The sequence below is a fragment of the Gardnerella sialicivorans subsp. sialicivorans genome (genome assembly GCF_056746795.1).
In genome coordinates, this window is sequence record NZ_JBWPXA010000009.1 from 1 (window position 1) to 23,278 (window position 23,278).

A 23,278-nucleotide genomic window follows, 5' to 3' on the forward strand; every position below is an offset into this window, starting at 1 on the left:
CCTGACACGGTGAGGGTACTGCACTCGATAGGGTGTGGGAGACTAACACGCTGCCGCATTATTCTTTCTAGCGGGGAACTTGATTGTTCCCCGCTTTTTTATTTTCCGCGTTTTGTTGCTGATTTTGGGGTTTAGAGCAACATTTTCGGGCGCGACGACCTGCCTTTTCGCTTAGAGCGTAGCGCGAGATTCCCTATTTAGCGTTGCGCGAGGTTTGAGTATTTCTCTCCTCGCAGGCGCTCCGACCTGCCTTTTCACTTAAAGCGTAGCGCGAAAAGGTAATTCGGAGCGCTGAGCCGCTCAGACAGAAGCACTGCTTCTGCGCGGCGAAGACGTTCGCGCGCGTAGACCGCGCGAACGACATGACCTGCCTTGTAGTGCGATTGTGCCAAAACATGTTAGTGTAAAGAATCTTGTTAGCGTAAAGAGTAATGTGTAAGTGTAGCTTTAACACAATTAAAAACGGAAGTATGTATGAAAAAGGCTCTTATTAACATTGATTACACGAATGATTTCGTTGCAAGTGACGGCTCGCTTACAGTAGGAGAGCCTGCTCAAAAGCTTGAGAAGCGCATTACTGAAATATCGCAAGAATTTCTCGATGCTGGTGAATTCGTGGTTTTTGCAATCGACACGCATCATCTAAACGATCCGTATCATCCTGAAACTAAGCTTTTCCCACCTCATAATATTGCTGGAACACACGGTCAGGAGCTCTATGGCACGCTTGGCGATTTTTATGAAGCGAATAAAGATAAAAGCAATGTGTATTACATTCATAAGACTCGCTACTCTTCGTTTAATGGCACGGATTTATTGATTAAGCTGCGCGAACGTCATATTGAGGAGTTGCACTTGGTGGGAGTTTGCACGGATATTTGCGTGCTTCACACTGCTGTTGACGCGTATAATCTTGGCTTCAAAATCGTAGTTCACAAAGATGCAGTCGCAAGCTTTGATCCACAAGGTCACGAGTGGGTGCTTCGTCATTTTAAGACTTGTCTTAATGCAGATATTGTAGAAGGCTGAGAATTTTAGCTACAAACTATTTAAATAATTAATAAATAGTTATTAAAAATAATCGACGCTGGTTGCTTTGAGCTGCCAGCGTTTTTGTTTATTCGGAGTGTCGACTTGACTATTAATGAGAATCATTATTATTATTGATAGACGTTGTAAAGATGTCTTCAATAGTCATTCGTGAAAGAAGAGTGCGAATAGGCGAAATAGAGAAGATGAAGTGTAGAGAGCGAAACAGCAATATGACTAAGGTCATTAAGAATATGGTAAAACGCGCGTTCGTGATGTGCGGCGTTGGAATACTTGCGTTTGCCGTGCTTGCATCAGGATTTAGTGCAGCTTTACCAGCAGTTGCATTAGAAAATGGTAATCCTGCTGAAAAATACGATCCTACAAAAAAAGAAGTGCTAAGTCACGGACATACAGACGTATTTTACCCAATTCAATACAATGGTAAATTCATTATGGCCGTCGAAAAAGACGCTGCCACTTTCTTAAAGCCTGAAAACACTACTTTGCGCGTAGCAAAAAGCACGTACACTACAAAATCGCAACTTCCTGGTCTAGCTACTGAATACTACTATCTCGATAGCTCCGGAAATCAAAAAGGAAATCCTCTCTTCCCGGGTTGGGATACAGGTTATGCTGCAACTTTAGTTGGTGCATCTCACGCAGATGACGCAACAGCAGATATTGCAATCCAGCAAGTTACTGGACCAATGAACGGTCGCATTTTGCTTTGGACTACCGGTGGCATTGGTAAAAATACGAAGAAAGTATCATTTGAAGAGAATGATTTAGACGACGAACCTGATACTGATGGCAGTCGGTTTATGCTACCTGGCGTAATTCACCAACATAGCTCTGGTCACATGCATGCAAACTGGGGATTTACGCAGCCTGGCGTTTACAAGCTAAAAGTAGCAGCAACTATTACAAATAAGAACACTAAAAAGCAGATCACAACCGAGCCTGCAGAATACACTTTTGAAGTAGAAGACACATATTCAGGGGAAGTACCTGCTTCCGTCATTACGGAAACGCTTGATTTACATCGTCGCGGTGATTTTATTAATCCTGACGATGATGAAGAATCGCACAAAGCTTCCGAAGAACATAAAGACACGGATAAAGACGATGGCGGCGATATGCGCATCGGCAATATTCGCGATTCCGGAGAACACCCACATTATCATTCATACGAAGGTTATGGCGGTTTAGACTTAAAAGTAGTTAACAAACCAAAGGGTGCTCGTATTGAGTGGAGATATGTTCGCGCTGACGAAGGCCCTGACGCGTATGGAACCACTCTTTTTGCTGAGAGACTGCAGCTTCCAGCTGAGCCTGCAATGAACAAGATGAAAGTGTATGCTCACGCAACTGAAGGCGAAACGCAAATTGGTAAAGATACTGCGTCTGCAACCATCGCCGTTGAAGATCACGGTGCTGACGGGCATCCTGTAGTAAAAGCGATTGTTCCTTATAAGCGTTTTAAACCAGGGGATACTTTACACGCGAAAACAGTATTGCTTAACCCTCATGTTGCAACAGATGCTACTACTGGTGATCCAATCGATGACCCTACGAGTCCTGTAACTTCCATTGTTAAAGACTACGTTTGGTTGCTTAAAAAGGAAGGGGAAAGCGAGTTCAAGCGCATCCCTGGAGCCATGAGCAGCAAGTTGGACTTAAAGCTTGATGCATCAATGCAAGGTGCAACGATTCGTCCTTCCCTGGTTTTGAAGAATGGCGAACTTTATCGCAATAAAATGTTTGATGAGTTTTGCGATTATGTTATTGAGATGAAGGGCGTTCCTCACTCTCATAACAATGATGGCGATGATAATCAAAGCGGTTCTGATTCTGAAGATGATGAGAACCCTCACGGGAAAAAGCACCATGAGAAGCGTCATAATAAGCGCAAAAATAAGACTAAGCATTTTGTTGGTGGAAAGAACTTTTTGAAAGGTGTATTCGGCGGCACTGCAAATTCGGGACTATTTGGATCTAGTTCTAATGGTGGATTCCAATTCGAATCTAATTTCGTTAAGAAATCCAACAGAAAATTCAAGCGCACAAAGAAGAATCGTAATAAGATTAACCGCACTAATCGTAAGAATAGTTCTAAAAATAATACGCAAAGTGGTGCTAGTTCTGATTCTAGTTCTTTTACAAGAACAGAAAATTCAAGCGGAACTCATACTAAGAACAAGAGCTCTAAGAAAAGTGGACAGACTATTCGTAATTTCGTAAGAACAGATAATAATTCTGGCAATAAGTCTAAAAATAGTTCTGTCAATAACTCTGATTTTGTTAAGAATACTGAACGTCATGCTTTGCAAGGTGCAAGGCAATACAATGAAGAATCTGATGAAGCGTATGAAGATGATTCAGATGATACAAAAGGTGATGGTTCCTCGACTAAGTGGGTTGCGGTTGCAGCTTCAGGTGCGAGCGTCGGCTTATGTGCAATAACTGGTGCATGCGGCGCATTGGTACGTCCTAGATTGAAATTGTTGTAAATGGTATTCGTATTATTACTAGAAAGTTTAAATAATGAATTACAAACAAAATGAAACATTGCAAGTAAAACGAAAGCATGTATATTCTACTGCGTTGCTTGCGCTCATATTTTCTTTAGTAACTTTGGTTGCATCTTTATGTGCACCAAATCCAATGCAGGAAACTGCTTATGCTAATGAAGGCAATCAGCCAGTTATGATTCAAGCAGGTCATGCTGATTTTGGACCAACGCTAATAGACGGCAAATGGAAATTGAAGATTCGCGATGATACTGGTGACGAACCAGTGTGGCGAGACCCAGAAAATGTGGTATTTAAATTAGGTGGCAATTCAATAATTCCTATGCCTGATGATGCTGCCTACAGTTTTATTGGCGAAAAGCCTGGAACCAAGCTTTACGTAATTCCACAAACTCAAAATCCTGATGTGCCGTGGCTTGGTTGGAATACGCAGGAAGGTGGCGTGCTTAACGAGCTCGATCGCGGTGCAAACCTTTCTCTTGAAGGAGTAAGCGGCCCGGGTAAACTGCATGTTTACTTAGAAAATGGCAACAACAATCCACAGCAACTTTGGGATAGTACTAAAGGATATCCGCAAAACAGCTGGATTGAAGCCAACGCTCATACTCACGTGAATTGGGTGTTTTCTAAGCCTGGAATTTATCATGTGAAGCTTACTTTTTCAGGAAAGCTTAAAAATGGACGCGCAGTAAGCGATACGCGTGTTCTTAATTTTGCGGTTGGAGATAATACCGATCCTAATGCTGCTTTAGGTGCTGGTGCTGCTGGAGCAAGTGGCAACGAGGGCGACGAAGAGGGTCAAGATGAAGAAGATAACGATGAATCCGAAAAAGATGAAGCTAATCATCATCACGAACTCCTTCACAACAAGCATAAGCATTCTCACAAAGTATCTGAAAAAAGTGACGATACAGCTTTAGTTCTTCAAATCGTAGGTATTTTCGTGGCTATTATTGCCGTAATTATTGTGATTTTTGTACTAATAGCTGTAGTTAAAAGCAAGAAAGCACGAAATCTTGCGCTTGCTAAGCAAGTTTCTGCACAAGTTAATCAACAGTATGCAAATAACGCAAATTCTGTGAATAATGCAAATGGTGACAATACCTTGTCAAATCTAGTGAGTGATCAAGAAACGACAGTAATGTCACCAATTAATAATTCTCAATATTCTCAATCAGACAATATGCAATCTGATGGTACTCAGTGGAAATAATGGTGTAACGAAAATGGTTCGTAATAGTATAAAGAAATTATCTCGCGCTTTGTTGGTGGGCGTGTGCTTGTGTGGCATGATGATGGGAACTCCCACGGCTTTTGCTGACAATGGTAGTGACGCAACTGTTGTAAGCGGAAAGAAATCTTCTAAAGATTTTGCCGAAATAAAGAAAGCTAATTTTGAAGCGTGTGCCGCTGCTAGTTTGGAGCATACTGCTTCGCAACCTGCGGCCGATAGTAAAGCTGCAATGTGCCACGCGTATAAAGGTCATACTGACGTTTTTGCAACTTTCTTTGATACTACAAATAAGCGCATGGTATTAGGTACCTTGGGTGATTCGTTTGAAAGTGATGATAAAGATCATACTCGTTATGATACGAATCGACTTATTTTTGAAGTCGGTTCTAAAAACATCATGCAGCTTTCCAAAGATGAGAACAATTCGGTAATAAAAGAAATATACGCAACAACGCGCGAAGGTGTAGTCTGGTTCTTTGATCAATCTGGAGCTGGGAATACTGGCGCTTTGTGGCCTGGTTTAGACACTAGACCGTTATATGAGGGAGCTGGTTCTACAACAAAAGTTAATCCAACAGTTAAATTGTCGCTAACTGGTATCGAAGCACCTCACAACGGCGAAGTTTTTATGTACATTCGCAGCGGTAGCGATTATGAGAAAATGCTCGGTTCTGCTGAAAACTGGCCGAAAGATGTTGACATTACTGATGATGGTGGTAGTGGAAAGCATTCGCACATGTATTGGTCTTTTAACCGTCCTGGTGTGTACAAGCTAAAAATGAAGGCTACTACTACCGTTGGTAACGAGGAGCAAAGTTCTGAGCAAGTCTATACATTCCATGTCACTAATCATGATGTAACAGCTGGGGATTTTGCTGATTATGATGGCGCATCTTTTGATGGTGATGAAGATGGTGAAGATGACGAAGAAGATTCAGATGATGATGATTCTCAAAGTGAGGATCACAGCATTAATGTGCAACAAAGTAACGGATCTTTCTTCATTAACGGTAACAACAACACTGTGTATGTGACTCCATGGCCTGGAGCAAAAATGCAACAACAAGGACTTCTTGGAAGTAATAAAGGACTTTTTGGAAGTAATAATGGTGGTCTTATTAATGGGGAACATAACACTAAAAGCGGAAAGCGAGTTTCTCAAAGTCAGCAATCTGCTGTGACAAAGTTCAAAGACATCAAGGGCGACAAGCTTGTTGTAGACCACGGTCACGTTGATATTGCTGTATATACTGGCGATTCAAATAAAGTTGATATGGCTGTGCAAGAAGATGTGACAGGAAGCCACGTCTTTAGAGACCCAGACACAGTTGTATTCGCAGTTGGTGATGCTGGTAAAACTAACGGCGTGTATCGTATACCGCAAACACAAATTGATGGTGTGCCATGGATGGGTTGGAATAATCAGTCTATGAATCCGCATAAGCCAACTCAATTGAGCTTAACAGGAGTTGAAGGTCCTGGAAATGTACGTGTTTGGATGTTTGGCGGCTTGGGTGGTGGAGATCAAGAGATTTTCTCCACTCAAGGAGCAACAGATTATACGATACCTGCAAATACGCATGCTCATGCGAATTGGGATTTCGACGAACCGGGATATTACACATTGCAATTCCAAGCTTCTGATGGAAATTCTACAGTAACTCGCAATATTCATGTTGCTGTTGGTGTTGATCCACAAGAAACGCCAATGGGGTATGCTGACGGCGGCGGAAGCAATGAAAAAGAGGATACACAAGGCAAAAAAGTTGGTCCTTCTGCACCTCATAATCCAGTAAAACCTACTACCAATTTGCCTCGTTCCGGCGGAAATAATGGCGGCCATGGAATAGGTGCCGTTGGTGGCGGAAATTCTTTTGTTGGTGGTCGCGGTTTTGGATCAAATAATTCACACTCTGGAAAACAATTGCCAAGAAAAGCTAAAAAGCATAAAGGTCTTGTTTCAAAAATTAGTAACAAGAGACTTGCTAAAAGTTTGTACCGACAGAAGTTGAACGATAATGACGATGTTGTGAAGTCTGAAGCAAAAGGTGTAACAGGATTATTTAAGCGAAATCCTTCACTTGCTTATTCGCTTCTTGCTGGTGGAATTATTGCTGTGCTTGGCGTTTTGGGTGCAGGAATTTGGTATCTACACAAGCGTGGACTTGTTAGCTTCAACTGGTTGTTGCGCTATTAGTAGTAGGAGTGTGTAAGGGTGATTCGTAAGCCCAAAAAAGTAAAGCAAACTTTGTTCTCTTCGCTTGCTGCAATTGCAGCCGTTGCGTTTATTTTGCCGCTTTCTGCTTGTGGTAGTGCTAACGGGAATCGTGCAGTACATCGCGATGGTCGCATTAACGTGGTTACAACAACGGGCGTTTTGCGAGATATGGTTGCGAATGTTGCAGGAGACGCGGCAAACGTAAGCGCGATTGTGCCAGACAACGCGGATCCGCATTCGTACGAGCCGCGTTTGCGATCAATCAGAGATGTTGTGTACGCGGATGTAGCTTTTAGCAACTACATGATGCTGGAAGAACACGGCGTTATTACCGCGCTCGACGCGAATTTGCGAAAAGGTGTGCCAAATGTGCAACTTGCGGAAGAAAGTGTTAAGCACGCGGCAGATATTATTCCGATGATAGAAGACGTGTCTTTAGACACGATTTGGCTAGGGCTTGCTACAGAACGCATGGCTGCGCAGCCGAGCGAGGAAGCGCATAGCGAGCAAGGCGCTACAAGTGAAAATACGCAAAAGCGTGCGGAAGAATCGCCCTCGGCGGCGGCTGGTGGACTAGCTTCGCTAAACAATCTCAATAAAACAAAAACAAATTCAAAACAAACTAGCCAACTAGAAAAGTCAGGTCAATCTTTGCAATCAAACGCGCCATCTACCGCAACAAAAGAAGGTCGCGCAACTGTAATAAAGCCAAACGCATACAGCATGAAAAGGTCCGACAGAATACGCTTAACAGCAACAAAAGTAAAAGGGCCTGGCGCGCTATTTGCATACTTGACTGGCACTTTTGGAAGCGTAGAAACATACTTTAACAGCGCAAACGGCATAAGCGCAAACGACCACGTAGACTTGCCAGCAGACGCGCACACGCATTTAAGCTGGGCGTTTAGCAAGCCAGGCGAATACACGCTTGACTTGCACGCCGACATGCTAAACGCGCAAAACGAGGTAGTTTCTAGCCTTGGAAACACCAAAATGCGATTTGCTGTGGGCGTAAACGCGCAAAAAATAGCCAAAAAGCGTGGAGCTAGCGTAGTGCTGAACAAAGGTCATGCAGATTTAGCTTACGACTTAGCAAAACGCGGATTTGTGTACCGCGTAGATACTTTGCAAGAAAAGCGCTCCGCTGCGCCAAAACGCGTGTATTACAAGCCGCGCGATGTGGTTGTAGAAGTTCCAACTAACGCGCTAAAAGAGATACCAGCCGAGCAAGGATACAGGTTTTTGGGAGCTGCAAGGCAGAAGATTTATCAGCTTCCGCAAGCAGTTTTAGGAAAGCACGTTCACGGAGACATTGATCCGCATTTGTGGCAATCCGTAAAAAATGGCATAGCATACGTGCGCACAATCGCAGATCGCCTTTGCGAAGTGGACGTTAAAAATGCTCGTAAATATCGCGAAAATGCGGACCGATACATTAACAAGCTTCTAGATGTAGACGCGTATATGCGGAAAAAAGTGGCGTCAATACCAAAAGAGAAGCGCAATTTGGTTACAACGCACGACGCTTTTGCATACTTGGGTAAAGCTTACGGCGTGAATATTGCAGGATTTGTAACGATTAATCCTTCGAGTGAGCCGAGCGTGCAAGATAGGCGTAGATTGCAGCAGATTTTGCGCGATTTAGAGATTCCAGCTGTGTTTTTGGAGCCAAATTTAATCTCGCGTTCGTCTGTGCTTAAAGAGCTTGCGGCGCAAGCGCACGTAAAAGTTTGCCCGATTTATGGAGATGCTTTCGATTCTAAAGTGCGAACTTATGCGGATATGATGCGAGCGAATGCGGATTCTTTGGCAAAGTGTTTGAAGTGAGATTGATGGTGGATTTATGAAGATTAATGAGGGGAATATGGACGCGAATATGGATGCAAGTATTGACGCGAATATGGACGCGAATACTGTTATAAACGCACAAAACTTAAGCGTAAGTTACGGCAGCCGCACTGTTGTAAAAGACGTTTCGTTTACGATTAAAAGTGGCGAATTTGTGGGGCTTCTTGGCGCAAATGGAGCTGGAAAAACAACGCTTTTCCGCGCGATTATGGGGCTAATACCGCATTCTGGAAAGCTGGAAGTACACGCTAATAAAAGCAGTGAATCTTCGATTAATCCGCGAGTAAGCAACGTTGGATACGTGCCGCAACGCCACGATATTGCGTGGGATTTCCCACTTTCCGTATTAGACGTAGTAATGATGGGCCGCATTCGTCATATTGGCTACGTGCGTCGCGCAAAAAAAGAAGACTACGAGATAGCGCTCGCTTCTCTTGAGCGCACAGGAATGGCGGATTTTAGAGACCGCACAATCGGAGAGCTTTCAGGCGGACAAAGGCAGCGCGTACTCGTTGCGCGCGCTCTCGCAGGACAGCCGCGATTGATGCTTTTAGACGAGCCGTTTACAGGCTTAGATATGCCTACTCAAGAGCTGCTCACGAGTCTTTTTTTGGATTTAGCAAAGTCGGGAGAAGCAATTTTGATGAGCTCGCACGACATTATTGGCTCAATTAACTCATGCTCGAGAATAATGCTATTTGATGGCACTATTGTGGGCGACGATGAGCCGCAAAATTTGCAAACAGAACAGTGGGTACGAACCTTCCACGTAGCTCCGCAAAATCCGCTTATTAAAGCAGTTGAGCGCGTTATGGCGCATGAAAGTGTGGTAGAAAAATAATGCTATCTCCAATCGACTTTATACAAGACCTTACAAACCCAGACCTTTGGTTCTTACTAAAAGCACTTATAGTAGCGTGCCTTTCTAGCGTAATATGCGGAGTTGTAGGATGCTACGTAGTGCTGCGCGGAATGGCGTTTATTGGAGACGCAGTAGCGCACTCCGTTTTTCCAGGACTCGCAATCGCGTTTGTTTTGCAAGGAAACTTGCTATTTGGCGGCGCGCTGGCAGGAGTTGCAACCGCGCTAATCGTATCAATCTTTAGCCAAAATCGAAGGCTTCGCGAAGACTCGTTTATAGGCGTATTCTTTGTGTCTGCCTTTGCGCTTGGAATCGTAGTAATATCAAAAGCTTCGGGCTATGCAGGATCCCTGGAATCGTTCCTATTTGGCTCCATTACAGGAATCCCAGACTCCGACATTGCTGTAGTAGCAATAACAGGGCTAATAATCGTAACGCTTTTAATGATGTTCCACAAAGAGCTAGTATGCGTTTCAATGGATCGAGAAACAAGCCGCGCAATGGGATTGCCAGTAGCGTGGTTGGATGGAATGCTATACGTTTTAGTTGCGATTGCTGTAGTGGTATCTGTGCAAATAATCGGAAACGTGCTTGTTTTAGCGCTTTTGATTACGCCTGCGGCGACTGCGCGATTGCTTACTGACCGACTTGGAAAGATGATGATTTTGGCGCCTGCTATTGGTTGCGCTTCTTCGATTCTCGGAATGTACTTGTCTTGGAGTTTAGACACTGCCACTGGCGGAACAATCGTTTTGGTTGCGACTTTTATGTTTGTTCTAGCGTGGGTGTGCTCGCCTAAACACGGGTTGGTAGCGAGGATTGTGCCGAAACTACGATCAGTTGTTGCACGATTTGACTGAGCTTGAAATTGCATAATGCATTTCAAGCTCCTTCAAAGCGCTGAGCCGCTCAAGGCAGAAGCATTGCTTCTGCGCGGCGAAGACGTGAGCGCGGCTAATCCGCGCGAGCGAAACACTTTTACGGATGGTTTATGAACGTTAATATTCTAAGGTTTTAGGTTTTAGTACGGCGCTATTTATTGCTCGTAGAGAAATACATCAAACCTTCTGGATATCTAGGACTTTTGCGTGGCTTTTATCACCGAGATTCTCGATTTTTCTTCTTCATTCGATGAATCACCATCAAAGATGCTGAGGTTCATCTCATTCAGGGCGAAAAATCTCGAATCTCTACAGCGCCTGGCGTAATCATGTAGTGTGCTTATGGAAGATTTTGCGGTTTATAGTTTGCGGCACAATAGACGTATGGTATCTAAAGGAAAACCTTCGCCTAGAAGCGCAGTTAAGCAGCTCAGCGATGAGCAAGTAGAACGCTTAGCGTGCGCACACAAGTTAGTTGACCCTACTTATTACTACCCAACGGGCGCGCGGACGCCAAATACAGCAGAAATCAACGCACAAAATCCAAAGGCAACCGAACGATTGCTTGAAGGAACGTCTCGCGTGCTTAGATCTCGTTGCAAAGTGCGCGCATGGGGATTGGAAAACGTGCCAGAAGAAGGCGTGTTTATAACCGCTTGCACGCACGTTACAATGTTCGACGTTTTTGTGCCAATGACTTCTCTATTCCACCAAGGCCGACGTCCGCGATACATGGCAAAAGCAGAGCTTGCGAATTGGCCAATCATGGGAAAATGGTTCCAGCTTGTTGGCATGCAACCAGTTCCGCGCAGAAGCGGAAAAGCGCGCGAAATCGAAGAAGAATCGATTAAAATCCTAACAAACGGCAGACCGCTTAGTGTATGGCCAGAAGGAACAGTTACGCGCGACCCTCAAAAATGGCCTATGAGCATGAAGCCAGGAATCGGCATTATTGCGCTCGAAGCATCGCGCAGGCTTGGACATCAAATTCCGCTATTTTGCGCTGTTACATGGGGTGCTGCAAGCATTAATCATTGGTGGCCGTGGCCAAAGAAAAACGTTGTAATGTGCTACGATGCGCGTCTTGATTATTCGGATCTTCTTGAAGATATGGAGCATTGGGGCGATTTGCCGCCTATGGAGTCTGCTGCAGAGCTGGCTCGTCGCGTACGCGTGCGCATGACGGAAATTATGGAAGAGATTCGCGGCGAAAAATCGCCAGCTGGATACTTCGATTACAAGCTTATGAAAAGAGTGAAAGAATAGCGATTGTAAATTTGCGATTCGATAAGCGATAAATCGTTGATAAATCGTTAGCGAATAGTTGATAAATCAGTGATAAATCATTAGAAAATCGTAAGCCAATCACTAATAAATCACTAATAAAGTCTTCACAAAATGCCCGTAAAGCGCACTGTGTAGAATTATGTAATAGTGTGATTAAAAGTTGACTAAGTTGACTACAAACTAACTAAGTTTGCTACGAGTTGACAAGTTGGCTATAACTTGACTAGTTGTAAATCGCTACAAATGGCTTACGACCAAAGTAGTTTACAAACTCATAAATCGAAAGGCTAGGCGTAAACATGAACGTTACGGTGTTGGGTGCTGGAGCTTGGGGTACTGCGTTTGGGCAGGTGCTTGCAGACGCGGGGAATCAAGTGACAATGTGGGCTATAGAGCCGCAAATTGTTGAAGGCATTCGTAGCAATCACCGCAACGAAGTTAGGCTGCCAATCGTAGAGCGTTTGCCAGAAAACATTACAGCTACGGGAGATCGCGCAGAAGCTGTAGCAAACGCAGACATTGTAGTAGTTGCGATTGCAGCACAGTTTGCGCGCGTTGCGCTAGAAGAATTTGCTGGCAAAATTCCGCAAAATGCGATTGTTGTTTCGCTCATGAAAGGCATTGAGCGCACAACAGGCAAGCGCATGGACGAGGTTGTGTGCGAAGCTTTGAACTTGCCGCGTAACCGTTTTGCAGCGCTATCTGGGCCAAACTTAAGCAAAGAAGTGGCACTAAGGCAGCATGCGGCGGCGGTTGTGGCGTGCGAGAATCGCGCAAATGCCGAAGTGGTTGCAAAAGCTTGCTCAAACAGCTACTTTAAGGCGTTTGTTTCAACAGATGTGATCGGCGTAGAAATGTGCGGATCGCTTAAAAACGTTGTTGCGCTCGCAGTTGGCATGGCTCGAGGAGCGGGCTTTGGCGAAAATACGGCTGCGATGATTGAAACTCGCGGTCTTGCAGAGTTGACGGCATTGGGCGTTGCGGAAGGCGCGGATTCTCGCACTTTTGCAGGACTTGCAGGCTTTGGCGATTTAGTCGCGACTTGCGGATCTCCTCTAAGCCGAAACTACACTTTCGGATCAAATCTTGGTAAAGGCATGAGTGTTGAAGAAGCAACCGCCGTAAGCAATGGCGTTGCGGAAGGCGTTCCAACTACTAGCGCTGTTGTGGCAATGGGCAAGCGTTTGGGCGTTGAAACTCCGCTTGCAAGCGCAATGGCTCGCGTGCTAGAAGAAGGAATCTCTTGCCAAGAGATGCTTGCAATGCTTTTTGATAACGATGTTTGCGAAGAGTAGTGAAGCGCGAAAGCTATGCGTAAGTCGCAAGCGTATAAGCGTGTAAATCGCAAGCAAAAATAATAATCAAAAATAACTAAGATAACTAAAATAATTCAAAATATATAAATAATTCAAAATAACTAAAATAATTCAAAATATAAAAGGAAAAAAATGACGAAAAAGCGTGTAGTGTTCTTGTACGGCGGTAAAGCAGACGAACATTCGATTTCTTGCATATCGGCTGCTGGAGTGCTCAGTGCTGTAGACGAAAGTCGATTTGAAATCGTTCGCATTGCAATCACAAAGCAAGGCGAGTGGATTGTTGGCGGCGAAGATCCGCGAAACTTCCACATGGAGCAAGGTGAACTGCCAGTAATCACAAAAACCGCGGAAACGCGCGATGTTGTGCTTGACCCAGCAAAGGGCGCCGACGGATTTTTGGTGCGAGAGGCGGATGGCACGCTTACAAGCTTAGGTCATATTGACGCTGTTTTCCCAGTTCTTCACGGCCCGAATGGCGAAGACGGCACTTTGCAAGGCTTGCTAGAAATGATGCAAGTTCCGTATGTTGGTTGTGGAGTTTTGGCATCTGCTGCGTGCATGGATAAGTATTACGCAAAGCAGCTTTTTAAGGCGGCGGGAATTAATGTTGCTCCTGGAATTGCGCTGGATGCACGCAAGTTTGCAAGCGACGCGGCAAATCGCTTCGACGCGTATGCAAACGAAATTCTTGAGCAAGTTGAAGAAGCAAAACTAGAGTATCCGCTTTTTGTAAAGCCAAGCCGAGCAGGATCTAGTTTTGGAGTTACAAAAATAGAAACGCGCGATGCCAAGGCCTTAGCAGATGCCGTTTATGAGGCCTCAAAGCACGATTGGCGAGTGCTAGTAGAGCAGGGAATTGATGCGCGCGAGATTGAGTGCGCTGTTCTTGCGGCACGCGATGGAGAAGAGCCAAAAGCCAGCTGGCCTGGAGAGGTTGTGCTCGACAAGCGCGAGGCTGGAGAAGACCAGTTCTACGATTTTGACAGCAAATACATGGATTCTGCGGCTTCGCACGTGGAAGTGCCAGCAGATTTGCCAGAAGAGACTTTGCAACGCGTGCGCAAAACGGCGCTCGCAGCGTTCAAAGCAGCAGACGGCAGAGGACTAAGTCGCGTGGATTCTTTTGTAACTAAAGACGGTCGCGTAATCCTTAACGAGATCAACACAATGCCTGGATTTACGCCAATTTCCATGTATCCAAAAGCTTGGGACGCAACGGGAATAAGCTACAGCGATTTAATCACAAAGCTTATTGAAGGCGTTATTTTAGACTAGTCGGAGGTAAAAATGCGTAAACAGCGTAAGCTTGCAAACAAGCAGCATCCAGACGCGTATACGATTGCGCGCAAGCGTCAAGGATCTGTAGGAGTGTCGCTGTGCGTGTTCCTATTTACGTGGATTCTTGCAACGCTTTTAATTGGCGAATTGATTAGCGTGTTTGTTCCAAAAGGCGTTTTAACACCTTCGCTAAGCTCATTTGTTTCTTCGGATGTTGCGCAATACCTAATAGCGTTGCCGCTTGCAATGCTTGTTTTAAGGCGTACGCCAGCGGTAGAAACTCGCAAGTTTACTATGTCTTTGCGCCAATTTGGCGGATTCTTTGCCGTTAGCGTGCCAATAATGTATGCAGGAAGTTACATTGGGCTTGTTGCTTCTGCGCTTATTTCTGGCGGAAAAGCCGAGAACAGGATTGCAGATATTGTAGCAGGCGGAAACGTGTGGGAAACGCTGCTTTTTGTGGTATTTTTAGCTCCAGTTGTTGAAGAATGGCTGTTTAGAAAGCAAATTATAGACAGGTTGCGCGTGTATGGCGAAAAGCGCGCGATTGTGTTCTCTGCATTGGCGTTTGCGCTTTTCCACATGAACATGTTCCAATTCTTCTACGCTTTTGGGCTTGGTCTTGTATTTGGATACATGTACGTTCGTACATCGCAGCTTAGATACAGCGTGTTTTTGCACATGATTGTAAACTTCCAAGGCAGCGTTATAGCAATGTGGATTTCAAACAACATGATGGATTCAAACGGAGATCTTATTAAGGTTGAGAACTTGAACACTCAAGAGATTGCGGATTTGGCTCCTGGGTTTATGTTTATAGGCCTTTATGCAATGTTTATGATTGTTATGTTTGTGTTTGGAATTGTGCTTCTTGCTCGTCGCAAGAGGTATCTTGAATTCTACGATTCGCCGCTAGAGATTCGTGGGAGTGCTGGAACAAAAGCACTTTACGGAACCGTTGGCGTTATGGGATTCTTGATTGCGTCCGTTTTGCTAAATTTGCTTATGCTGTTTGTGTAGGGTGAATCTATAAGCTGTTTGCGTAGGGTGAATCTATAAGCTGTTTGTGCAAGCTGAATCTGTTTGTGCAAATTGAATTTATTTAATTGAATATTGATTTAAGTTAGGAGGCGTCTATGTTAGACAAAAACAATTTAGAAAGCGCTCAATGTGCAAATGACGATTGCTTTGCCGCAGATTCAATTCGCGTGGGTCTTTTAGGCGCTGGAACAGTAGGATCGCAAACAGCGCGTCTAATAGTAGAAGAAAACGATGACTTATCGGCAAGAATCGGCGCTCCTCTAGAGCTTGCAGCAGTCGCGTGCTTGCATCCAGAAGATGTGGACGCGCCATGGATTGCCAAAGATCTTTTAAGCGCAGACGCAGAGGCGATTTGTAAACGCGAAGATATAGACATAATCGTTGAGCTAATTGGCGGCTTGGAGCCAGCGCACACATTTGTAAAAACCGCGCTAGAATGCGGAAAGTCGGTTGTAACAGCGAACAAAGCATTGCTTGCAAAGTTTGGCCCAGAACTTTACGAGTGCGCGCAAAAAAACGGAGTCGATTTAAGTTTTGAGGCGTCTGTTGCAGGCGCAATTCCGATTTTGCGTCCGCTTAGAGAGTCGCTTGTAGGCGACAAAATCACGCAAATTTTTGGAATCGTAAACGGAACTACAAACTACATTCTTGACGAGATGACGGTGCGTGGGCTTGATTTTGATTCGGCTTTGCGTGCGGCTCAAGAAAAAGGTTATGCAGAGGCAGATTCTACAGGAGACGTTGAAGGATTTGATGCGGCAAACAAGGCTGCGATTTTGGCAACTCTTGCATTCCAGATGCCAATAAGCATTGATGACGTTAGCGTTGAAGGAATTAGCGCGATTACGGCAGCAGATATCGCGGCTGCAAGTGCAGAAAATCGCGTGATTAAGCTGCTTGCAGCGGTTGCTTGCGATTCGAGTGGCGCAGTGAGCGCAAGTGTTTACCCAGCGTTGGTTAGCAAAGAGCATCCGCTGGCTTCTGTTCATGGCAGCTTTAACGCCGTTTTTGTTAAAGCGCAAGCGGCGGATGATCTTATGTTCTACGGCCGCGGCGCGGGTGGCGCGCCAACAGCAAGCGCTGTGGTTGGAGATATTGTTGGAGCCGCTAGAAACATAGCGCGCGGCTGCAACGATGCTAGCGTGCCAATGTATAACGCTAAGTTTTTGGCTTCTACGCGCTCGATTCGTGCAGATTTTGTTGTGCGATGCAGCATGGAAGATACTTCGCTTGCGCTTTGCAGCGAAGTGATGGATGTGTTTGAGGAGCATGGAGTTAACGCGGAACGATTGCCTATGCTTTGCCAAACTCAATACGATGGCGAAGGCGATTGCCCAGCTTGCGGAATCGGCGGCCCTGGCGATTTGCGTGTACTTGTAAAAGATTGCACAGAGGCGGATTTGCAAGCGGTTCTTGCCGATTTGCAAAAAGTGGATGTTGTGTGCGCAAAGCCTCTTGCTTTGCGAATTATTGAGTAATCGAGTAATTAAGTAATTAAGTAGGCTGCTCGAATAGAAAAGGTGCGAAATGAAACCAGTATGCAACAGTGTGTCAGTTTGCGTGCCAGCAACCAGCGCAAATCTTGGGTCGGGATTTGACGTTGCAGGAATTGCGCTTGACTATGCGGATTCGCTAGTTTTTACGCTTGATGATTCGCTTGATGATTCGCAAGATGTTCGCGTAATTATTCATGGCGAAGGCGAAGATACGTTGCCAAAAGACGAGACGCATCTTGTTGTTCGCGCGTTCCGCAAAGCGTGCGAAGCGTTTGGTTTGCCGCGTTTGCGATTTACTCTAGAAGCGCGTAATCGTATTCCACAAGCGCGCGGAATGGGGTCTTCTGCAAGCGCGATTGTTTCGGGCGTGGCTGCAGCTTGGGCTTTTGCGCATAATGGGAATCTTAACAAGCAGGCGATTTTTGAGCTTGCAGCTGCGATTGAAGGGCACCCAGACAACGTTGCTCCAGCGGTTTTTGGTGGATTAACAACCAGTTGGAAGAATGGCAGTGAGTTCCACACTGTTCGATACAGCGTTTCTAAGCAAATTCGCGCAACGATTTTTGTGCCAAACTTTACTCTTTCAACGCAAATGGCTCGCCAAGCGCTTCCAGAAAAAGTGCCGTACGCAGATGCTGTGTTTAACGTTTCGCGCGCTTGCTTATTGCCGATTGCATTTGGTGATTTTGGAGATTTTAGCGCGTTTGCAGATTCTTGCGATTCTGCCCATTCTTGCGATTCTTGCGCAAAAACAACTCTTTCAAGAAACGATTTGCTCTTTACAGCTACTCAAGACGCTATTCACCAGCCATACCGAGCAAGTCTTATGCAACCAACTTGGGATTTGGTAAAAGCTTTGCGAGACAAGGGGTTTGCGGCTGCGATTTCGGGAGCTGGATCTTGCGCAGCGGTGTTCTACGAGGAAAAGTCGCAAGCAACCGAAGAGGCAAACAACGCTACTAATATAAGCGAAAAAATAGAAAGTGCGGAAATAGAAAGTGCGGAAACTGTAGCTGGAAAAATAGAAAAAATTGCAGAACCGCTTTTGAGTGGCTGCGATTGGAAGATTTTGCACGTAAAAATTGACTCGCACGGCGTAACGGCATCTCGCGCGTAGCTTGCAAAAATATTTGCATAATTATCAGGTCAATAAATTGTGGTACATTTAATTAATGGTTATTAGATTTGATCCCAAATCTGCGTACAAACATTTTGATGAAGATCATCTAAATGAGGAAGAGATACGAAGAGCTATGGCTAAACCTGTATGGTTTGCCTTAGTTAATCCTAATGACGTGTCAAATCCACCTAGCTCGGAGGGAACAGTTGTTGCTTTAGTTATATGTTTAAGGCATCCAGGTGCGTGGGAAGATGATTTAATTGAAGTGCTTGCAAGGCCACAAGGTAAAGATTTTCTTGTGTTTCACGTAGAGCATTTGACTGATAAATGGTTTAAATATTGGAAAAAATGGGGCAAATGAGGTGATTGAAATGGATATTTATGAGAATTTAGCTGATGAAAATGTGTCTGCTCCAAATAATCCACCTGTAGCGCAATTTTCAGGCGAAGATGCCGCAAAAATTATGCAAACTCTGATTTCTGAAGATTCCGATGCAACTGAAATATTTGCATCTTTATCTGGACCAGGTAGACCAAACTCAAAGGAAAAGCGCGAAATAAGTGTACAAGAGCGTTTTCGTGTTCCAAAATCTTGGAGTGAGTATATTTCTCGCGCAGCTAAGAGAGATGGTCTGCCAAATAAAAGCAAGTATTTACAGTCTTTAATTTTGAGAGATGCTCAGATGCATAATGAACAATGCCAACTACAAGCTGTGTTGCAATAATTTGCGAATAATTTGTTTGAAGTTGTAAAAAGAGGGGAATATGACAGTTTCGTTGATTTTGGCTTCTCAGTCTCCTGCAAGAAGAGCTGTGCTGGCTGCTGCAGGCGTGATTCCTGTGATTCACGTGAGTGAGGTAGATGAGCCAGCGGCTTTGCGTAATGCTGCAAATGAGCGAGGCGCTAGCGTGGAGCAGATGAGCACCGAGGATCGCGTTTCGATTTTGGCGCAAGCAAAGGCTTTTGCGGTGTATGAGTCGTGGAAGCTTGTTGCAAATGCAGCGGCGAGCGCTAGTGGCGATTTGGTTGTGGGGTATCCGCTTGAAGCTAAGGCTGCTGAGACTGAATCTTCTGAAGCTGAATCTTCTGAAGCTGGTAGTAATTCTTTAGCAAGTGATTCGCAATCGCATATAACGCACAACGTAGATACAGCGCAAACTCGCGATTTTTCGGGCGTAAAAGTGCCTACTAAGACTTTTGATATTCACGATTTTGCGCAGGTGAATAAGTCTTCTGCTGATTCCAACAACGTGCTGATTGTTGGCTGCGACTCCATGTTTTTGCTAGACGGCGAATGCTACGGCAAGCCGCATACTCCTGAAGTGGCTGCTGCGCGAATCAAGCAAATGAGCGGAAAAACTGGAGAATTGTTTACTGGTCATTGCCTAATAGACGCAAAAAGTGGCAAAACCGTGTGCAAGGTGAGCCGCGCAAGCGTGACTTTTGCGCATATGAGCGATGAGGAAATACGCGCGTATGTGGAAACTGGCGAGCCACTGGAAGTCGCGGGATCCTTTACATTAGAAGGCTTCGGCGGAGCTTTTATTGAGGGAATTCAGGGAGATCCGCATGGTGTTCTTGGGATTAGCTTGCCGCTTGTTAGGCAGATGGTTTCGGAGCTTGGGTACGCTTGGCAGGATTTGTGGAATACTCGCAAGTTAGAGGGCGAGGCGATTAAGGACGATCCCGCTTCCGCGCAAGTGCCTAAAGAAAACGTGCATCAGCCTGGAGATGGGTGGGTTATGTGCGATTGCGGACGCAAGCATTGGGGGCATAATGGTGCGGCTGGAGTGCTGCTCGCTAGGCGAGACGAGGCAACTGGGCACGTGACTCACGTTGTTATGCAACATCGCGCGCTTTGGAGTGCGGAAGGCGGCACGTGGGGTATTCCTGGCGGCGCAATATCTGATGGTGAAACTGCGATTGAGGGCGCGTTGCGCGAGTCGTTTGAAGAAGCGAACATAACATCTCAAGACATTGATGTTGTTGGAGCGTATTGCGAAAGTCACGGAAATTGGCGGTATACAACGGTTTTCGCGTTTGAAAAGCCAGGGCATTGTGTGAATCCGTGCGCGCACGACGACGAGAGCATGGAGATCAAGTGGGTGCCGATTGATGATGTGCCAAAGCTGAAGTTGCTTACGGCAATGCGCACTGATTGGCCGTCCTTCCGCGCGCGCCTTGATTCTCTTGCCTCGCAAAAGTAGTTGCGCGAAGATAGTTGTGTGAAGGAAGCTGCGCAAATAGATCCGCAGTTTGGAAGTAGATTTCCAAATGTTAGCTAGTTTTGCAGAATTTGGAAGTAGACTTCCAAGTTGCGCTAGTTCAGTTAGAGTATTGTTTTCTTTGCTTTGCTTGACGCTTTTTGCGCGCCAACCTGCCTTTTCGCTTAGAGCGTAGCGCGAAAAGGCAATTCGGAGCGCTGAGCAGCTCAAGGCAGAAGCACTGCTTCTGCGCTGCGAAGACGTTAGCGCGCTTAGACCGCGCGAACGCCAACCTGCTTGAGTGTTGCGATGTAGTGCGTTTGCCCCGATTTTTTTTTTGCAGCTTACTTAAAATCGCGTGATGCTCTTGCTTTCGTGAAAATCGCCATATAAAAATCGGCATATTTTTACCTTTGATTTCGTGAAGATTTAGAGAAGCAATACATCAATTTTCGTGAAAATCCAGCATATTTTTTACCCTTGATTTGGTGAAAAATCAGCATATATTGACATTGATTTTCGTGAAATATATACTATAAAACAATAGTGTTTTCAACGGTTTTGTGTTAATTAAAAGTGGTGTTATATGTTAAGGCGAAAATTCTATCAAAAAATGCTTGATTGGAAGAATGCTGATCGTGGTTCAACAGCACTTTTAGTAACGGGTGCTCGAAGAGTTGGGAAAAGCACTTTAGTTGAAGAGTTTGCAAGAAACGAGTACAAGTCTTATATTCTTATTGATTTTTCACAAGCTTCAAAAGATGCACTTCGACTATTTGAAGATTATCGTTCGGACTTAAGCACTTTCTTTACGTACGTATCTGCATTATATGGTGTAAAACTTTATAATCGCGAATCGGTAATGGTTTTTGATGAAGTGCAATTTTTCCCACAGGCTAGAGAATTTATAAAACAATTAGTTGCAGATGGTAGATATGACTATATAGAGACTGGTTCGTTACTTTCTATTAAACATAATGTTGAAACAATAGTGATTCCATCTGAAGAACAAGAAGAACGCATGTATCCTCTTGATTTTGAAGAATTTCTGTGGGCTTGTGGAGAAGAAAATCTATCGACTGTTATTAAGAGTTCATTTGATGAGTTAAATCCTTTGCCAGATGCTTTACATAAAAAAGCGATGCGACTTTTTAGAGAATACATGCTAGTTGGTGGCATGCCTCAGTCTGTAAATGAATATGTTGATTCGAGGGATTTTGCGCGAGTAGATAGGGTTAAGCGTCGTATTCTTTCACTCTATAGGCAGGATGCTGCAAAGTTTGCAAAAGGGTACGAAATGAAAGTTATGGCTGTGTTTGATGGAATACCAGCACAACTTTCAAGGCATGAAAAAAGGTATAGGATTACGTCCTTAGGTAAGAATGCTCGTATGCGCGACTATAAGGATGCGTTTTTTTGGCTTTCGGATGCGAGTATTACAAATAATTGCTACAAGTCTACAGATCCGAATGTTGGCTTGAATCTTAATGCGGATGATGCGTTAGTGAAATGTTATATGGCTGATACTGGTTTGTTGGCTTCTATGATACTTTCAGATAGTAGTATTGCGTCTAATGATCTTTATAAAGAAATTTTATTTGGAAAAATCTCAATTAATGAAGGGATGCTAGTTGAAAACGTTGTTGCGCAACAGCTAATAGCGTCTGGGCATCGCCTGTTTTTCTATTCAAATAGAGATAAAGAAAATTCGGAAAATACTATGGAGATAGATTTTTTGATTTCTAAAGCTTTTCTTGATTCTGCTGGCAAAATGCGTATATCTGCGATTGAAGTTAAATCTGGAAATGTGTTCAAAACAGTTTCTCTTGATAAATTTAAGGCGAAGTTTTCAAAAAGAATTGGAACGAGTTATGTATTTGCTCCTAAACAGCTTAGTGTTAGAAAAGATTTGAATCGTGTAATATTACCACTTTATATGTGTGGATTGGTGTAGTGCGAGTCGACGATTTCGAGCTGCATAATGCGCGGGCGCGACGACCTGCCTGAGCGCAGCATTGCGCGCGCGAAGGCACTTCGGAGCGCCGAGCTTGCTCAGCGTTGAAAGCACGGTGTGCTTTCAACGCAAGCGAGGACGTTAGCGCGCTTAGACCGCGCTAACGATTTTCCAATTTGGCGCGCTGAGCCGCTCAAAGCAGAAGCACTGCTTCTGCGCTGCAAAGCGCTTTGACTGAGCTTGAAATTGCAAAACGCATTTCAAGCTCCTTCAAAGCGTGATTTGGCTCAAATGTAAAGTCCACTGGACTTTATATGCCAAATCAGCCGAGCGGCTACTAATAGCCGCGAGGAATAGCGCGCTGTAACGCGCGAGCGACATGACCTGTCTTTGCGCTTGTATGATGCGATGCTTGATGAGTTGTTAAAGAATCCTGAGTTGGAGTTTTAGTTTTGTGTATGTGGGGCGGAAGTGCGAAAGCGCATCTGCCCCGATTTTTTTTTTCTTGCAGCTTACCCAGAACTTGGAAGTGGGTTTATGACTTTTGCCGTTCGGCTGGTTTGTGTAAAAGTTTTTGTGTAAAAATGACGCGTGTTTTTTCGTGAAAATATTGAATTAGGGCTACGGGGGGGGGGTATCCTAATTGCTGATAGTCCATGTTTTAGGACTTAGATTGCGAGAATATTCAGTTGTATTCTTGCGATTGCTCTCTTCGCACGCTTATACGTGAGAATGAAGAAGAAAGGAAAAAATTATGTTAAATAAGAAAGCGATTGCTGCTTTCGCTGCCGCTGCAACGCTGGTTTCTGGACTAGCGCTTGCTGTGCCTGCGTTGGCTTCTGGTTCTGCTGCAGGTTCTACACCATCTACCCAGACGGGTAGTGACGTTAAAGAACTTGCTAAGGTTAGTTTCAAGTTTGTGAATGGTAGTAAATCTGTTACTACTCGTGCAGTGAAGGTTTATACCAAGGA

The 23,278-nt window shown here is 44.7% G+C and carries 17 protein-coding genes and 1 pseudogene; all 18 read left to right on the forward strand.

Annotated elements, in window-relative coordinates:
• The first annotated feature begins 474 nt into the window (after positions 1-474).
• Positions 475-1,029: a cysteine hydrolase family protein gene (locus AC1EKB_RS05990; RefSeq protein WP_481249119.1), complete on the forward strand. Its 555-nt coding sequence runs from the start codon at positions 475-477 to the stop codon at positions 1,027-1,029.
• 233 nt (positions 1,030-1,262) lie between these two features.
• Positions 1,263-3,542: a choice-of-anchor M domain-containing protein gene (locus AC1EKB_RS05995; RefSeq protein WP_481249120.1), complete on the forward strand. Its 2,280-nt coding sequence runs from the start codon at positions 1,263-1,265 to the stop codon at positions 3,540-3,542.
• Positions 3,543-3,576: 34 nt separating this feature from the next.
• Entirely contained in the window at positions 3,577-4,776 is a 1,200-nt protein-coding gene (locus AC1EKB_RS06000) for a choice-of-anchor M domain-containing protein (RefSeq protein WP_481249121.1), read from the forward strand.
• Between the two features lie 13 nt (positions 4,777-4,789).
• Positions 4,790-6,994 carry a choice-of-anchor M domain-containing protein gene (locus tag AC1EKB_RS06005; RefSeq protein ID WP_481249122.1) on the forward strand — a complete coding sequence of 735 codons (2,205 nt, stop codon included), beginning with the start codon at positions 4,790-4,792 and terminating at the stop codon, positions 6,992-6,994.
• Positions 6,995-7,045: 51 nt separating this feature from the next.
• Positions 7,046-8,842, forward strand: a complete 1,797-nt coding sequence (locus tag AC1EKB_RS06010) for an anchored repeat ABC transporter, substrate-binding protein (RefSeq protein WP_481249129.1) — start codon at positions 7,046-7,048, stop codon at positions 8,840-8,842.
• 16 nt (positions 8,843-8,858) lie between these two features.
• Entirely contained in the window at positions 8,859-9,704 is an 846-nt protein-coding gene (locus tag AC1EKB_RS06015; RefSeq protein ID WP_481249123.1) for an anchored repeat-type ABC transporter ATP-binding subunit, read from the forward strand.
• Positions 9,704-10,585, forward strand: coding sequence for an anchored repeat-type ABC transporter permease subunit (locus AC1EKB_RS06020; RefSeq protein WP_004129803.1), 882 nt, complete (start codon positions 9,704-9,706; stop codon positions 10,583-10,585). The genes AC1EKB_RS06015 and AC1EKB_RS06020 overlap by 1 nt, the downstream gene beginning before the upstream one ends.
• Positions 10,586-10,990: 405 nt before the next feature.
• Complete coding sequence (locus AC1EKB_RS06025) at positions 10,991-11,872, forward strand: lysophospholipid acyltransferase family protein (protein WP_481249124.1); 882 nt, start codon at positions 10,991-10,993, stop codon at positions 11,870-11,872.
• Positions 11,873-12,192: 320 nt separating this feature from the next.
• Positions 12,193-13,188 carry an NAD(P)H-dependent glycerol-3-phosphate dehydrogenase gene (locus tag AC1EKB_RS06030; RefSeq protein WP_060785704.1) on the forward strand — a complete coding sequence of 332 codons (996 nt, stop codon included), beginning with the start codon at positions 12,193-12,195 and terminating at the stop codon, positions 13,186-13,188.
• Between the two features lie 153 nt (positions 13,189-13,341).
• Positions 13,342-14,487 carry a D-alanine--D-alanine ligase family protein gene (locus AC1EKB_RS06035; protein ID WP_481249125.1) on the forward strand — a complete coding sequence of 382 codons (1,146 nt, stop codon included), beginning with the start codon at positions 13,342-13,344 and terminating at the stop codon, positions 14,485-14,487.
• Positions 14,488-14,499: 12 nt separating this feature from the next.
• Complete coding sequence (locus AC1EKB_RS06040) at positions 14,500-15,510, forward strand: CPBP family intramembrane glutamic endopeptidase (RefSeq protein WP_415694609.1); 1,011 nt, start codon at positions 14,500-14,502, stop codon at positions 15,508-15,510.
• 116 nt (positions 15,511-15,626) lie between these two features.
• Positions 15,627-17,009 carry a homoserine dehydrogenase gene (locus tag AC1EKB_RS06045; protein ID WP_481249126.1) on the forward strand — a complete coding sequence of 461 codons (1,383 nt, stop codon included), beginning with the start codon at positions 15,627-15,629 and terminating at the stop codon, positions 17,007-17,009.
• Positions 17,010-17,058: 49 nt separating this feature from the next.
• The gene (gene thrB / locus AC1EKB_RS06050; protein ID WP_481249127.1) at positions 17,059-18,144 is read left to right on the forward strand and encodes a homoserine kinase; all 1,086 of its coding nucleotides are present in this window, start codon (positions 17,059-17,061) and stop codon (positions 18,142-18,144) included.
• A gap of 136 nt (positions 18,145-18,280) precedes the next feature.
• On the forward strand, positions 18,281-18,508 hold the full coding sequence (locus tag AC1EKB_RS06055) for a hypothetical protein (protein WP_219722708.1): 228 nt from the start codon (positions 18,281-18,283) through the stop codon (positions 18,506-18,508).
• 10 nt (positions 18,509-18,518) lie between these two features.
• The gene (locus tag AC1EKB_RS06060; protein ID WP_018646327.1) at positions 18,519-18,872 is read left to right on the forward strand and encodes a hypothetical protein; all 354 of its coding nucleotides are present in this window, start codon (positions 18,519-18,521) and stop codon (positions 18,870-18,872) included.
• Between the two features lie 40 nt (positions 18,873-18,912).
• On the forward strand, positions 18,913-20,355 hold the full coding sequence (locus AC1EKB_RS06065) for a Maf family nucleotide pyrophosphatase (protein WP_481249128.1): 1,443 nt from the start codon (positions 18,913-18,915) through the stop codon (positions 20,353-20,355).
• 583 nt (positions 20,356-20,938) lie between these two features.
• Positions 20,939-22,306, forward strand: coding sequence for an ATP-binding protein (locus AC1EKB_RS06070; protein WP_415694613.1), 1,368 nt, complete (start codon positions 20,939-20,941; stop codon positions 22,304-22,306).
• Between the two features lie 754 nt (positions 22,307-23,060).
• Positions 23,061-23,278 (forward strand): annotated as a pseudogene (locus AC1EKB_RS06075) (hypothetical protein); the annotation flags it as partial.

What these genes read in the sequence shown, in the direction of transcription:
- AC1EKB_RS06055 (WP_219722708.1), top strand. Translation starts at nt 18,281, where the DNA reads ATGGCTAAACCTGTATGGTTTGCCTTAGTTAATCCTAATGACGTGTCA.
- AC1EKB_RS06030 (WP_060785704.1), top strand. Translation starts at nt 12,193, where the DNA reads ATGAACGTTACGGTGTTGGGTGCTGGAGCTTGGGGTACTGCGTTTGGG.
- AC1EKB_RS06000 (WP_481249121.1), top strand. Translation starts at nt 3,577, where the DNA reads ATGAATTACAAACAAAATGAAACATTGCAAGTAAAACGAAAGCATGTA.
- AC1EKB_RS05995 (WP_481249120.1), top strand. Translation starts at nt 1,263, where the DNA reads ATGACTAAGGTCATTAAGAATATGGTAAAACGCGCGTTCGTGATGTGC.
- AC1EKB_RS06065 (WP_481249128.1), top strand. Translation starts at nt 18,913, where the DNA reads ATGACAGTTTCGTTGATTTTGGCTTCTCAGTCTCCTGCAAGAAGAGCT.
- AC1EKB_RS06070 (WP_415694613.1), top strand. Translation starts at nt 20,939, where the DNA reads ATGTTAAGGCGAAAATTCTATCAAAAAATGCTTGATTGGAAGAATGCT.
- thrB (WP_481249127.1), top strand. Translation starts at nt 17,059, where the DNA reads ATGAAACCAGTATGCAACAGTGTGTCAGTTTGCGTGCCAGCAACCAGC.
- AC1EKB_RS06035 (WP_481249125.1), top strand. Translation starts at nt 13,342, where the DNA reads ATGACGAAAAAGCGTGTAGTGTTCTTGTACGGCGGTAAAGCAGACGAA.
- AC1EKB_RS06060 (WP_018646327.1), top strand. Translation starts at nt 18,519, where the DNA reads ATGGATATTTATGAGAATTTAGCTGATGAAAATGTGTCTGCTCCAAAT.
- AC1EKB_RS06040 (WP_415694609.1), top strand. Translation starts at nt 14,500, where the DNA reads ATGCGTAAACAGCGTAAGCTTGCAAACAAGCAGCATCCAGACGCGTAT.
- AC1EKB_RS06015 (WP_481249123.1), top strand. Translation starts at nt 8,859, where the DNA reads ATGAAGATTAATGAGGGGAATATGGACGCGAATATGGATGCAAGTATT.
- AC1EKB_RS06025 (WP_481249124.1), top strand. Translation starts at nt 10,991, where the DNA reads ATGGTATCTAAAGGAAAACCTTCGCCTAGAAGCGCAGTTAAGCAGCTC.
- AC1EKB_RS06020 (WP_004129803.1), top strand. Translation starts at nt 9,704, where the DNA reads ATGCTATCTCCAATCGACTTTATACAAGACCTTACAAACCCAGACCTT.
- AC1EKB_RS05990 (WP_481249119.1), top strand. Translation starts at nt 475, where the DNA reads ATGAAAAAGGCTCTTATTAACATTGATTACACGAATGATTTCGTTGCA.
- AC1EKB_RS06045 (WP_481249126.1), top strand. Translation starts at nt 15,627, where the DNA reads ATGTTAGACAAAAACAATTTAGAAAGCGCTCAATGTGCAAATGACGAT.
- AC1EKB_RS06005 (WP_481249122.1), top strand. Translation starts at nt 4,790, where the DNA reads ATGGTTCGTAATAGTATAAAGAAATTATCTCGCGCTTTGTTGGTGGGC.